The organism is Mycolicibacterium wolinskyi str. Jessa 2025 (assembly GCF_049241375.1).
Taxonomy (GTDB): Bacteria; Actinomycetota; Actinomycetes; order Mycobacteriales; family Mycobacteriaceae; genus Mycobacterium; species Mycobacterium wolinskyi.
In genome coordinates this window covers 5,527,817-5,541,199 of sequence record NZ_CP185960.1, presented here as the reverse complement: position 1 = coordinate 5,541,199, position 13,383 = coordinate 5,527,817, and the positions used below count along the sequence as shown (strand labels likewise).

Sequence of the window (13,383 nt, the reverse complement as noted above, 5' to 3'; positions counted from 1 at the left end):
CCGAAAGGAGCTGTCATGAATGCACCGAAGTACGCCCTGACCCCCGAGCAGGCCGACGCGTTCGGCCGCGAACTCGACGCCATCCGTGAGCGCGTGATCGCCGACCTCGGCGAACGCGACGCCACCTACATCCGCACGATCATCAAGGCGCAGCGCACCCTCGAGGTCGGTGGCCGCGCCCTGATGTGGTTCCCGCTGACCTGGCTCCCGGGGACCGCGATGCTGGCGATCTCGAAGATCCTCGACAACATGGAGATCGGCCACAACGTCATGCACGGCCAGTACGACTGGATGGGCGATCCGGCGTTGTCCAGCAAGGCTTTCGAGTGGGACACCGCGTGCCCGGCCGATCAGTGGCGCCACTCGCACAACTACATGCACCACACCTACACCAACATCGTCGACATGGACCGCGACATCGGCTACGGCATCCTACGGATGAGCGAGGACCAGAAATGGAGCCCGTACTATCTGGGCAACCCGCTCTACGCGTTCCTGCTGATGGTGTTGTTCCAGTACGGCGTGGCGCTGCACGAGATGGAAACCGAGCGAATCCGGGCCGGCGAGATCAGCATCGCCGACAAACGTGATGTGCTGCGCGGCATCTGGGCCAAGACCAAGAAGCAGACACTCAAGGACTATGTGGCCTTCCCGCTGCTGGCCGGGCCGTTCGCGCCGTTCGTGTTCGCCGGCAACCTCACCGCCAACCTGACCCGCAACGTGTGGGCGTTCATGATCATCTTCTGCGGTCACTTCCCGGACGGCACGCAGGAGTTCTCCATCGAGGAGACCGAGAACGAGACGCGCGGCATGTGGTACTTCCGTCAGCTGCTCGGTTCGGCAAATCTCACCGGCGGCAAGTGGTTTCACATCCTGAGCGGCAACCTGTCGTTCCAGATCGAGCACCACCTGTTCCCGGACATCCCCGCGCATCGTCATGCCGAGATCTCCGTCGAAGTCCGCGAGATCTGCGAGCGCTACGGCCTGCCGTACAACACCGGCCCGCTCTACAAGCAGTTCGGGACCGTGGTGCGCAAGATCGTCAAGCTCGCGTTCCCATGGGGTGGCAAGCCGAAGGATCCCGAGCCGGCAGACGTCAAAGAGCCTGCGCCCGAACCGGCTCCGCAGCCGATATGTGAACCCGAACTCGTCAACTGCTGACGGGCAAGCTGCGCTGCAGCAGCACGGTGTCCAGCCAGCGGCCGTGCTTGAAACCGACGGCGCGCAGCCGCCCGGCCTCGACGAAGCCGTGCCTGCGGTGCAACGCCAATGACGCGGCGGCATCCTCGGTGTCCACGACGACCGCGATCACCTCCCGGATGCCCGCCGCAGCGCAGCCGTCGAGCAGCGCCGTCATGAGCTGAGCCCCGATACCCCGCCCGGCCGCGTGCGGCACGAGATAGATCGAGTTCTCGACGGTGTGCCGGTAGGCGGGCCGGGTCTTCCACGGCGCGCAATAGGCGTAGCCGACGACGCCGCCGTCGAGTGACGCTGTGAGAAAAGGCAATCCGAGGTCGCGCGCCGTCGTCAAGCGCCGGTCCCATTCCGCCCGGTCCGGCGGTGTCAGCTCGAATGTCGCGACCCCGCTCTCGACGTGGTGGGCATAGATCGCGGCGATCGCGTCGAGGTCATCCGGTGAGGTGGGGCGGATGGCGGCGTTGCACATGAATTCACCCTAGGTGAGCGTTGATCCGCTCAATTGTCTGACTTTCATGCCTTCGCCGTGAAAACCGGCTAAGGATCATCGTCTTCGGGCGGGTGGAAGAGTTCTTCCGGGTGCCAGTAGTTGTTGATGCGGTCTTGGCCGGACTCCAGCAGTGGCGGGGCGATCCATTCGACGCGGCCGTCATCGCGAATGCGGGTGGTCCAACCGTGCTCGGTGACGAGGTGGTTATGGGATGGGCAGGCCAGGCCAAGGTCGGGAATGTTGGTCTGTCCGCCTTTGGCGTAATCCAGACGAGCGTGGTGGGCTTCGGTGTGGTACGCCGGAGCGGTACAGCCAGGGGCGGTGCAGCCGCGGTCGCGGTTGTAGAGCACGATGCGTTGCCCGGTCGATGCCAGGCGTTTCGTGCGGCCGAGGTAGAGCGGTTCTTCGCGATGATCGTCAGTGGTTGGCGTGGGAGGCCAGGCGGATCACATCGGCCATGGGCAGGCCGAGCTCTCCAGAGCTCAATACTGATCTGGCGACGGCTTTTGCGGAATGTGAAATGTGGCACACCTGCCGGTGGTCGCACGGCCAGTTCTGGTCTTGGCGCAGAACGGGTTACGACGGGCGTTCCGCCGCAGACCCACCCGGCGGCACTACCTGGTAAGTGTACGGCCACTCCACCTCGGTGCCATGCTCGCCGCCGACCGGGTGCGCGGTGCCCAGCTGAATGTCAAAGACCCGGTCGTCTTCGCCCACCGACGACTGCGCCTTCTGTTCGGCGAGCGCTTTCACCTGATCAGAGGGCATCGTTTCGGGCACCACGATGGTGTCGTGGTGCACGCCCGGGGCATCGAACACAATCACCCATGCTGTCAGAGGTGGGCGCGCGACACGCGTGTTTTCCCCGGCCCGCAGGCGTTCGCGTGGAATCTGGATCCACGACAATATTGCGGTTTGCCCGTGCCGCACCCAGACCACGGCCTAGAGTTTGCCAGAGAGCACCTGCAAGCTGTACTCGGCGCTAGCGGCATTCGCTGCAGCGCCCATAGTGTTCGCCGCACCCGCCGCCGCAGAACCGGACACCGACGAGATGTTCTACCTGTGGACCGTGGCCAACGGCTACCAACTGAGCCAAGACGACGCCGCCGCGCAAGGCGCAGCCGTCTGCGTGCTCCTCATCCAAGGCACCAGCCTGCAATCCACCGTGCTCCAAGTGGCCGCGGCGCACACCGAGTGGAGCCTGAACGAGACGGCGCGCTTCGTCGGTGCCGCGGCGGAGGCGTACTGCCCGGAGGGGAACTACATCTGATGATCGACCCGATGCCCGGGAAACTCCTGATCTTCTGCGGAGCACTCGCGTTCATCGGGGCGCACCTCGCACACGGCCCTGGTCCTCGCCGCGATCGTGGTCTGCGGGGTGGGCCTGATCTTGGGGGACTGTGGTGTTTGCGCCGGTCGCCTGAGTGGTCGCGTAGCTGGCAGCGGCGCTCTGGGTCGTCGAGTTCGCGCCGGCCGGTGTGTTGATCGCGGCCTGGTGGATGGGACACGAGCCGTCCTGAGTGGTGTGGGCGGCGCTGCTGCTCGGGGTTGTCGCGACCTATGAGGGCAGGCTGGCCGCGAGGGAGGAGGACCGCGCCGCCGACGACGACGCGCCGGTCCGGGCTGAAAGACTGGCGGAGCATGTTCACCCCCGAATTTCCGTTAACAAAGGAGCTAAGCGAAAGGCAGGGGTGTTCGCGTGTCGTGGAGCAATCTGCGCCTAGCGGCTGGGTAGCGTGTTGCACAGGTCGAAGTCACCGGGCTCACGAGCCACGTGAGCGCCCGGCGACCTCGGGCCGGATCTCCCGAACGACGCACCCGCCAGTTGCGGCCCGTCCCGGCGATCCGGTTAGGCGGAGTGGTGTTGCTTTGCAGGGCGGCCCACTCCGCCACCTTTCTTCGTCTTGCGTGCCTATGCACGGCTGCACAATCAGGCTAGCCCAACCAGTATCAGATTCGAGCTAGGCCAACGTCCCGTGTTGCGTAGACGCAACAGCCCCGGTGTAACAGGCCGACCTGGCAGCGCAGTCATCCACAACTTGTACTTCGTCCACAGATCCAGCGGCGCAAGGCCATTCGAGGTTGGCAACCGAGCGGATCTAGGTCTGACAGGTCGGGCACCAGTACGTCACCCGCTCGCCGCTGTTGTCTGTCTCGATCGGGGTTCCGCAGCGGCGACAGGGCTCGCCGGCCCGGCCGTAGACCCACAGTTGCCGACCTCGGCGGGTGTCGCCGGTGGTGGTTCGATTCCACCGGGACCGGTTGAGCCACAGCATGTCCCGCGCACGTTGCACGACCCGCAGCGGATCGCTCAGTGTGCTGACCGGGGACGTGGGGCGGCGGCCGAAGACAAAGCAGAGTTCGTTGCAGTAGACATTCCCGACACCGGCCATGACGCGTTGGTCGAGCAGGGCGTCGGACAACGGCCGGTCCGGATCGGCGGTCAGGTTGGCGGCCGCGGTGCGGGCATGCCAGTCAGGACCGAGCAGGTCGGGGCCGAGATGTGCGACGGCATCCATGTCGGCGGCCCGGTCCAAAACCTCCAACACGCCGAGGTCGATCCCCGAGGCCCGGCTGTCGGCCGTCTCCAGCACGATGCGGATTCGGTGGGCCGCGCCGGCAGACCAGCCGATGCGCCAACTGCCCTCCATCTTCAGATGGGAATGGATACTGGCCGGTCCCACCCGGATGAACAGGTGCTTTCCGCGGCTGAGAACTTCATCGACGACCTGCCCGGTCAGATCGACCGTGGCGTAGCGCGGCACCCTGATGTCGCAGCGGGTCAACGTCTTACCCACCAGCGCCGTGCGGAGCGCCGCGGCGGTGTGAAAGACGGTGTCCCCTTCAGGCATGCCCTATTGAACCAGCCGTTGCGAAAGTTCCCACAGCCGTTGCGCGTTGCCAGGGTCGAGGGCGTAGGGAGCCACACCGCTGATACCGAACTCATCGCGATGATCGACCACGACCGCTTCGTTGCAGTCGTCGAAGTATCGTCCGCCGACACCTTCCAGCAGTGGTGACGCGGCCAGCAGCACCGACGTGGCGGCACCCTGCTCGACTGTTTTCAGTCGGCTGCCCGCTTGGCGGAATCGCTCGGCTGCTTGTTCGCCATACGCCGGATCGAGATGGCGTTGCAGCGCGGTGAGAATTCCGCCCGGCATCAGCGCGTTGGCGGTGATGCCGTCGTCTCGCCATCGTCGGGTCGCCTCGACCGCGAACAGCACGTTTGCGGTCTTTGACTGGCCGTATGCGCCGAAGGGGTCGTAGTCGCGGAACGCGTAGTCGATGTCGTCGAACACCACGGGGGAACGCAGGTGTCCGGATGAGCTGACCGACACCACACGGGCACCGCCCGCGGCGGCGAGTGCCCGGTGCAGACCGGTTGCGAGGGCGAAATGGCCGAGATGATTGGTGGCGAACTGTAGTTCGTGCCCGCCCGCCGACCGGGTCAGCTGCTGCACCGCCATCACACCCGCGTTGTTGACGAGGATGTGCAGCGGCCCGCTCCAGGCCCGGGTGAACGCCGCGACACTGGCGAGGTCGGCCAGGTCGAGCGCACCGACAGTGATGGCGTCGTTGCCGATCGACGTACGAAGGTCGGCAGCTACGCGCTGGCCCGCGGCAACGTCGCGGACCGCCAATGTCACCGCCGCTCCGGCCGCGGCGAGCGCGCGGGCCGTTTCGACACCGATGCCCGACGCCGCCCCGGTGACGATCGCCGATTTGCCGGACAGGTCGACACCGTCGATCACGTCGGCGGCCGTTGATTCGGAATTGAAGGGTGTGGTGATGGGAGTGGTCACGACTCACACGAACAGGTCGCGGTCCTTCGCTGTTCCCGCCAAGTCAGCGCAACCGCAGCCCACGGGGTGTCCGGGTGAAGCCGGCCCCGGCCAAGGCGTCCTGCACGGCGCCCCGTGCGGCGTCGACGTCGGGGTCGAGGACCGCGACGCCGTTGATCCGTTCCACCAGCAGTGCCGGGATCCGCCGCGCGGTCACCAGATCGGCCAGCGCGGCGGCCGCCGCCCGCTGCGCGTCGTCGTCGGACCCGAAGCTGAGCAGGGACCGCCCACCGCGCTCCAGGAACCACACCAGTTGACCGTCGACCATCGCCACCAGGGCGCCGGCTTTGCGGCCGGGCCGGTGCGCTTCGCCGTCGCCTGCGCGTTCGGGCCACGGGAGCGCAGCCCCGTATGGATTGGCCGGGTCGGTCGCGGCCAGCACGACCGCGTGGTACTCGGGCCGCTCCGGGTCGACACTGTCGATGTAGGAGCGGAGCCGGTCGACGGTCGACGCCACCGCGAACTGTGCGCCGCCCAGCGATTCCACGAAATACCCGCGTTGGCAGCGGCCGGCGTCCTCGAATGCGCTCAGCACCTTGTAGAGCGTCGCGAACCCGCCCGGCACGCCTTCGGCCGCGACAGCGCCCTTCGTGAGAACACCGTGGCGACTCAACAGCAGTTCGGCCTGGAAATGGGCCCGGACCGTGGAGTCGGGCTCGGCCGCCGGCAGCGCCGACCACCGGCCCGACACCGTCGGATCGCTGGACCGGGTCTGGGCGTGGGCGACGCTGTACCGGCTCAACCGTGGTGGCCGCTTCTGCTGACGGTGTGCCGGGGTACGTCGCGTGCCCGACAAGATCGCACGTACCGGTGCGAACGTGTCGCCGGTGACCCAGCCAGCCCAAATGAGTTCCCACAGCGCACCTTTGAGGTCTTCGGCAGGGGCGCCGTCGGCGAGCTGGCGGAAGAAATAGGCGCCGCCGTGACCGAGGGTATGCATGATCGCGCGGTGGGTGTCGGTGAACTCGATCTCGGTGGGCATGGCCAGCGTGAGCGGTGCCGAGTCGGCCAGGTGGAACGCGATCCAGCCGTCACCGCCGCCGATCTGGCCGGCCCCCGACCAGGTGACCTCACCGGAGGCCAGCAGTTCGTCGAGCATCGCGGGCTGATAATCGCCGACGCGTTGCGGCAACACCAGAGACTCGACCGCGGACGCGGGTAGCGGCACCCCGGCCAGCTGTTCGACGACCGCGGCCAGCCCGTCGATGCCGGTGCTTTGCGCCGACCCGACATGCTGCCACCCCGGCAGGAATCGACCGTAGGCCGCGGTGCTGACCGGTTCGACCTGTGCGCGCAATGCGGCAAGCGACCGGCGGCGCAGGATCTTGAGCACATCGGCGTCACACCATTGATCACCGGCCAGGTCATCGACGAACTCGCCCCGCACCAGCCGACCGTCGATTGCCATGCGGCCCAACAGGTCCGCGGTCACCCGAAGGCCGAGGCCGAACCGGGCGGCGGCTGCCTCGGTGGTGAACGGGCCACGCGTACGGGCATAGCGCCCGATGAGGTCGCCGAGCGGATCGGCCACCGACTCGGTGAAGGCCGAGGGAACACCGATCGGAACGGGCGCGCCGACACCGTCGCGGAGCAGGCCGATGTCCTCGACCGCGGCCCACCATGTCTGGCCGGCGAACGTGACCGGAAGGGCCCGCTTGGCGGCATGCAACCCGTCGAGCCAGCCGCCCACGTTGTCGGCGGTCGAGCGCTGCGCGACTTCGGCTTCGGTGAGCGGGCCCAGCAGGCGCAGCAGGTCGGCAACGCCTTCGGCATCGCGCGCGGCCCGGTCCTCGGTCAGGTGCTGCAACTGCGCGGCCGTCGACGCGACGATCGCCGGGTCGAGCAGTTCGCGCAACTCGATGCGGCCCAGCAGTTCGGACAGCAGAACCGTGTCGAGCGCCAGTGCCGCCGCACGTCGCTCGGCCAGTGGGCTGTCGCCTTCGTACATGAACGCGCCGACGTAGCCAAACAACAACGAGGCCGCGAACGGCGAGGGGGTCGGGGTCTCGACATCGACCACCCGGAGCCGGCGCTGAGCCACCTTGCGCATCAACTCGGTCAGGGCGGGTACGTCGTAGACGTCCTGCAGACATTCGCGCACCGCTTCCAGCACGATCGGGAAATCCGGGTACTTGCGGGCGATGTCGAGGAGTTGCGCGGCCCGCTGCCGTTGATGCCAGAGCGGGGATCGTTTACCCGGATGGCGGCGCGGCAGCAGCAGCGCGCGAGCCGCGCATTCGCGGAACCGGGAGGCGAACAGTGCCGAACCGCCCACCTCGGCCGTCACGATCGGCTCGATCTCGTCGGCGTCGAACACGAACAGGTCGGCGCCCGGCGGGTTTTCGCCCGTATCGGGCAGCCGCACGATGATGCCGTCGTCGGACGCCGTCGGTTTCTCGTCGATCCCGTAGCGTTCGCGCAGCCGACGCCCCACCGCGAGTGCGAGCGGGCCGTGCACCCGAAGGCCGTACGGCGAATGCAGAATCACCCGCCAATCGCCGAGTTCGTCGCGGAAGCGCTCCACCACGAATGTGGTATCGCTGGGAACCACACCGGTGGCCTCGCGCTGTTCGCGCAACAGCTGGTGCAGGTTGTCGGTGGCGTATCCCGCGAAACCCATGTCCCGGCAGCGTTCGTCGAACGCCTTGCGGTCGAGGCTTGCCAGCTCCCCGGTGAACGCGCCGACCGCCGCGCCCAGTTCCGCGGGGCGTCCGACACTGTCGCCGCGCCAGAACGGCAGCCGGGCCGGCTGGCCGGGTGCCGGAATCACCAGCACCCGGTCATGGGTGATCTCGGTGATCCGCCAGCTCGTTGCGCCCAGCGAGATCACGTCGCCGGGCCGCGACTCGTAAACCATCTCCTCGTCGAGTTCACCCACCCGCGAAGGCTTTTCGGAGTCGGTCGCGAGGTACACGGTGAACAACCCGCGATCGGGGATGGCACCGCCGGAGGTGACCGCCAGCCGCTGCGCGCCCGGCCGGGCGGTGAGGGTGCCGGCATCGCGGTCGTACACGAGCCGGGGACGCAGCTCGGCGAATTCGGTGGACGGATACTTCCCGGACAACAGATCCAGCGTCGCCTCGAACGCACTGTGTGGCAACGTCGCAAACGGTGCGCTGCGGCGCACCGCATGGAACCAGGCGTCGGCGTCGAGCGGCTCAAGCGCGGCCGCTGCGACGGTGTGCTGGGCGAGCACGTCAAGCGGATTGGCCGGCACCCGCATGCTCTCGATGTCGCCGGAACGCATGCGCTGCACCGTGACCGCGCAGCCGATCAGATCGGTGCGGTGTTTGGGAAACAGCACGCCTTGCGAGATCTCACCGACCTGGTGGCCGGCGCGGCCGATGCGTTGCAGCCCGCTGGCCACCGACGGTGGTGCCTCCACCTGGATCACCAGATCCACTGCGCCCATGTCGATGCCGAGTTCGAGGCTCGAGGTCGCGACCACTGCGCGCAGGCGACCGCTCTTGAGGTCGTCCTCGACCTGCGCACGCTGTTCCTTGCTGACCGAGCCGTGGTGCGCCCGGGCCAGCAGCGGCGGTGCGCCATTGGCTTGGCCACTGGCCATCAATTGCGCGGGCGCGCCGCCGCCGACCTGAGGGTTGTGGGCGGACGGCAGCTCGATGCCGCTGCGCTCGGCGTGAATCTCGTTGAGCCGGGAGGTCAGCCGCTCCGCGAGCCGGCGCGAGTTGGCGAACACGATCGAGGATTGGTGCGCCTCGACCAGATCGACGATGCGCTCCTCGACATCGGGCCAGATGGAGTTGTTGTCGAGATTGGCCATGTCCGGCACCGGGACCTGGACCGAAAGGTCGAAGGTCTTGGTAGCCGGCGGCGAGACGATGGTGGTCGGGGCCTGCCCGGACAGGAAGCGTGCCACCTCCTCGGGGGGCCGCACGGTCGCCGAGAGCCCGATTCGCTGTGCGGGCTTGTCGAGCAGCTGGTCGAGCCGTTCGAGCGACAGCGCCAGGTGCGCGCCGCGTTTGGTCGCGGCCACGGCATGGACCTCGTCGACGATGACCGTCTCCACGGTGGCGAGCGTCTCGCGGGCGGCCGAGGTCAACATCAGGAACAGCGATTCCGGAGTGGTGATCAGGATGTCGGGTGGCTTGCTGATCATCGCGCGCCGTTGGTTGGGCGGTGTGTCGCCGGAGCGCACGCCGACGCTGATCTCCGGTGCGGGCAGCCCGTGGCGCTCGGCGACGCGGGTGATGCCCGTCAACGGCGTACGCAGGTTGCGCTCGACGTCGACGGCCAGCGCCTTCAGCGGGGACACATACAGCACCCGGGTGCCCGGCCGATGCTCGGTGGCGAGCTGGTCGATGGCCCACAGGAACGCCGCGAGCGTCTTGCCCGACCCGGTCGGTGCGATGACCAGGGTGTTGTCGCCTTTGGCGATCGCCGCCCAGGCCTGTTCCTGGGCCGACGTCGGCGCGGGGAAGGCAGCAGTGAACCACTCCCGGGTCAGCGTGCTGAACCGGGTCAGTGGATCGGCCGATTCGGTGGTCATCTAGCCATCGTGCACGCCGGCACCGACAAGTGATTCCGGTTGCGGTTCCCCGGCCCGCATCCGGTTCTTCCGTCGTCTCCATTTACGTAGCCAGTAGTAGCGATTGTGCTGACTTACCGGGGTGTATTGCAGGTGGATCGTCTCGGCGTGCTCGTGGTGATCCGGGCCATGCCAGTGCACGGTCATCTGGCCGGTGAACCCGATGACGGTATCCACGTGCATGAATACGTTGTCACCATCCTCGGATCGTGCGGCTACCAGCAGCTTCGACCGGGTGCCGTCGATATCGAGGTTCACCGGTTCTGTGGTTACGTTGAACGCGGTGAGGCCGGTTCGGTTCGTGAGCCGGTACCGATCTTGGCGGGGGCCGTTGCCCGGCATCGATGGGTGTCGCTCATGAACCCATCGAAATTCCCACCGGGGTCGAGCGGGCACGAGTGGTTCTGGCGGATTGTCGTGCAGCCAGCGTCGGTGCCGGGTCAGCCAGGTTGGCGCGCCGGCCGCGAGTCGCCGGTAACGGATACGGCCGAACTCCTCAGCTTCCCGGATCTCTCGCTTCAATTGGCGTGTCCAGCTTTCGAACTCGCTAGACACCGTACGGCGCACATGACGGCGGCCAACTACGGCCAGCCCGTAGCAGACGGAGATTACGGTGACCGCCAAGAGATACAGTTCCGCCCAGCTCAACGCAGCGTGCACCATCGCCCCTGGCGTGATCTGCGCAATCGCATCGGCCGGCAACCCCGCAGCGTCCATGCGACCTTCTACGAACCGAATGGTGTCGGCGAATTCGGGCCACGTCTTGAGCAGCGTGAAACTCATCAACGCAGTGGTTAGGTAGGCGACGATCTCGAGTCTCTTGCCCCACCGGGCGATCCGCTCGAAGCGGCTGGTCTGAACTACTTTCGAGACGCAGAACATCCCGCCGTGCATCATCGCAATGGTATAGACGAATGGCGCGAGGAGATTCCACCCGAGATTGTCGCCGAGTGCGTTCGTCATACCCGCAGGGTCCCATCGGGTACCGACAAGTCGGCGCTAACGGTGCTCGGGAGCGGCCGCATCCGCCAGTTCGGGAGGCAGTCCCGGCACCCGGCCGACCGCGTCGAGCAGGGCATGCGCGCAGGTGTCGGCCACGAAGCCGGCGTCGATGGACGGGTCGACGAGACGTTGCCTGCACATCTCGAACGTCAACGCGAGCCAGCCGTAGATGGTGGCCCGCAGGTCGCGCTCGACCTTGGGGTCCAACGGCTCGGCGGCCGCCTCGCCGATGCGGCTCATGATCCGGTTGGCCTGCCGGTCGTTGTCGACGTCGTCGATGCCGCGCAACACGGGGTCGGCGCGGCCCATACCCATGTACGCCGCCCACGCGCCGTGTGGATGCTCCTCGTCGTAGCGCAGGTAGGCCAGGACCCCGGCGCGAAGCTGTCCGAACAGGCTCTGGCCGGGGTCGGGCGGGGTGTTGGTGGCCTCGAACAGGCGCTCACCCTCGGCCCGCACGACCGCAGCGAAGAACGCGCGTTTGTCGGGGAAGTAGTGGTACATGAGCGCGCGAGACACCCCGGCGCGTTCGGCGATCTCGTCGATGCGGACCTCGTCGTACGGTCGTTGGCCGAACACCTCGGCCCCCAACGCCAACAGCTCGCTACGCCGATCGGCGGGGGAGAGTCGTCGTCTCGACTCAGCACCCACCCGGCCAGCTTAACCGGGCTGCCCGTCATCACCTGGTACGACGTGCCGCGCCACTACTTGACACATGTAGAATAACGGGGCAGCCTTGGACCATGACCGTCCTGGACGAACGGCATCGCTACCCGAAACTGCCCCATCCGCCACGGCGAATCCCTCTGCTGGGCGACATGTTCGGATTCGACGCGGATTCTCCTTCGCAGTCGGCGGCCGAACTGGCCCGGCTCGGGGCCGTCTTCGAATTCACGTTTCTCGGCGCGCGGTACGTCGTGGCGGCCGGCGCGGACGCGGTCATGGATCTCAACGACGAGAACCGCTTCTGCAAGCACGTCGGCCCCGATATCGAGGCGCTGCGGATCATCGGCGGGGACGGGTTGTTCACCGCCTACAACGATGAACCGAACTGGCTCAAGGCGCATCAGCTGCTGATGCCGGCTTTCAGCCAGGCCGCGATGCGCCGCTACCACGCGGTGATGTTCGATGTCGCCGCCGAGTTGACCGACCGCTGGGACACCAGCGACACGGTCGACGTGTCCGCCGACACCACGCGCGTCACGCTCGAGACGATCGGGCGTTGCGCGGCCGGATACTCGTTCGGCTGCTTCGAATCTGACGAAACCCACCCGTTCGTCGAGCACATGGTGTCCGCGCTCAAAGGCGCCGACCGGGTGGGTGTGCTGCGGGAGACGTTTCTTCCCGGCTTCGTCGCGCGCATCTTCGAGCGCCGGGTCCGTCGCGACGCCGCATACCTGCACGACCTGGCCGACGACATCGTCACCGAACGCCGGAAGGCCGGCCCGGGGGGCCACGGCGATCTGTTGGACATCATGCTCGGCTCGGACCTCGACGCCGCGAACATCCGCTACCAGCTGATCAACTTCCTGATCGCCGGCCATGAGACCACCTCGGGCGCATTGTCTTTCGCGCTGTACTTTCTGTCACGCCATCCGGAGGTGTTCGCCCGCGCCCGCGCCGAGGTCGACCAGGTATGGGGAGGCGAGGAGCGACCGGAGTTCGCGAAGATCGCGAAACTGCGCTATATCAGGCGGGTTCTCGACGAATCGCTGCGCCTGCAGCCGACGGTCCCGGGCTATTACCGCGCCGCTCGTGAGGACACCGTGCTGGCGGGTATTCACCCGATGCGCAAAGGCGATTGGGCATTGGCGCTGACCTCGACACTGCACCGCGATCCCCGATGGGGCGCCGACCCAGAGGAATTCGATCCGGACCGGTTCGCGCCCGAGCGCGTCCGAGCGCGGCCCGGCGGTCTGTACAAGCCCTTCGGCACGGGTGAAAGATCTTGTATCGGGCGACAATTCGCCCTGCACGAGGCGGTCCTGCTCCTGGCGGTGCTCATTCGCCGATATGACTTCGAGGCAGAGCCGCACTACCGGTTGCAGATCCAGGAGCGGCTGACGATGATGCCGTTCGGTTTTCGGCTGGGGTTGCGGCGGCGCTAGCGGTCGTCCTCGCTGCGCGCCTCCGCACCCGTCTCGCCCGCGTCGAACGCGTCGTCGGAGGTGGTCCGCCCGACATAGCGCCCGCCGGCACGGGATCCGGCCACCTTCTCGTCCTCGTCGACGTCGGATTCGGACTTGTCGTCGGTACTGTCCCCGCTGCGTTCTGACATGCTGGCCGCGTACCCCGCGGGCATC

The 13,383-nt window shown here is 67.1% G+C and carries 12 protein-coding genes; 3 read left to right on the top strand and 9 right to left on the bottom strand.

The window, feature by feature from the left end; genetic code table 11:
• Positions 1 to 15: 15 nt before the first annotated feature.
• Positions 16 to 1,161, top strand: coding sequence for a fatty acid desaturase family protein (locus ACOI2T_RS27415; protein ID WP_409504561.1), 1,146 nt, complete (start codon positions 16 to 18; stop codon positions 1,159 to 1,161).
• Here ACOI2T_RS27415 and ACOI2T_RS27410 read toward each other — a convergent pair.
• The 3 genes from ACOI2T_RS27410 to ACOI2T_RS27400 form a co-directional block, all read right to left on the bottom strand.
• A complete protein-coding gene (locus ACOI2T_RS27410; protein ID WP_409504560.1) occupies positions 1,151 to 1,666 on the bottom strand; it encodes a GNAT family N-acetyltransferase in 516 nt (171 codons plus the stop codon). The two genes, ACOI2T_RS27415 and ACOI2T_RS27410, sit on opposite strands and share 11 nt — an antisense overlap.
• 68 nt (positions 1,667 to 1,734) lie before the next feature.
• Positions 1,735 to 2,037, bottom strand: coding sequence for an HNH endonuclease signature motif containing protein (locus ACOI2T_RS27405; protein ID WP_409504559.1), 303 nt, complete (start codon positions 2,035 to 2,037; stop codon positions 1,735 to 1,737).
• A 226-nt stretch (positions 2,038 to 2,263) separates the two neighbouring features.
• Entirely contained in the window at positions 2,264 to 2,626 is a 363-nt protein-coding gene (locus ACOI2T_RS27400; protein ID WP_409504558.1) for a hypothetical protein, read from the bottom strand.
• Between the two features lie 70 nt (positions 2,627 to 2,696).
• Between ACOI2T_RS27400 and ACOI2T_RS27395 the strand changes: the two genes are divergently transcribed.
• Entirely contained in the window at positions 2,697 to 2,957 is a 261-nt protein-coding gene (locus ACOI2T_RS27395) for a DUF732 domain-containing protein (protein ID WP_409504557.1), read from the top strand.
• 829 nt (positions 2,958 to 3,786) lie between these two features.
• Here the strand turns inward: ACOI2T_RS27395 and nei2 are convergent.
• From nei2 to ACOI2T_RS27370, 5 genes are read right to left on the bottom strand one after another with little or no spacing between them, the layout of a single operon-like run.
• A complete protein-coding gene (nei2, locus tag ACOI2T_RS27390) occupies positions 3,787 to 4,539 on the bottom strand; it encodes an endonuclease VIII Nei2 (RefSeq protein ID WP_409504556.1) in 753 nt (250 codons plus the stop codon).
• Between the two features lie 3 nt (positions 4,540 to 4,542).
• Positions 4,543 to 5,490, bottom strand: a complete 948-nt coding sequence (locus tag ACOI2T_RS27385; protein WP_409504555.1) for an SDR family NAD(P)-dependent oxidoreductase — start codon at positions 5,488 to 5,490, stop codon at positions 4,543 to 4,545.
• 43 nt (positions 5,491 to 5,533) lie between these two features.
• Positions 5,534 to 10,039, bottom strand: coding sequence for an ATP-dependent helicase (locus tag ACOI2T_RS27380; RefSeq protein WP_409504554.1), 4,506 nt, complete (start codon positions 10,037 to 10,039; stop codon positions 5,534 to 5,536).
• Positions 10,040 to 11,041, bottom strand: a complete 1,002-nt coding sequence (locus ACOI2T_RS27375) for a hypothetical protein (protein WP_409504553.1) — start codon at positions 11,039 to 11,041, stop codon at positions 10,040 to 10,042.
• Positions 11,042 to 11,077: 36 nt separating this feature from the next.
• Positions 11,078 to 11,731, bottom strand: coding sequence for a TetR/AcrR family transcriptional regulator (locus tag ACOI2T_RS27370; RefSeq protein WP_409504552.1), 654 nt, complete (start codon positions 11,729 to 11,731; stop codon positions 11,078 to 11,080).
• 92 nt (positions 11,732 to 11,823) lie between these two features.
• Here ACOI2T_RS27370 and ACOI2T_RS27365 point away from each other — a divergent pair, with 92 nt between their 5' ends.
• The gene (locus ACOI2T_RS27365) at positions 11,824 to 13,188 is read left to right on the top strand and encodes a cytochrome P450 (protein WP_409504551.1); all 1,365 of its coding nucleotides are present in this window, start codon (positions 11,824 to 11,826) and stop codon (positions 13,186 to 13,188) included.
• On the opposite strand, the gene ACOI2T_RS27360 is transcribed toward ACOI2T_RS27365, so the two are convergent.
• Entirely contained in the window at positions 13,185 to 13,358 is a 174-nt protein-coding gene (locus tag ACOI2T_RS27360; protein WP_409504550.1) for a hypothetical protein, read from the bottom strand. The genes ACOI2T_RS27365 and ACOI2T_RS27360 overlap by 4 nt on opposite strands.
• Between the last annotated feature and the right edge of the window lie 25 nt (positions 13,359 to 13,383).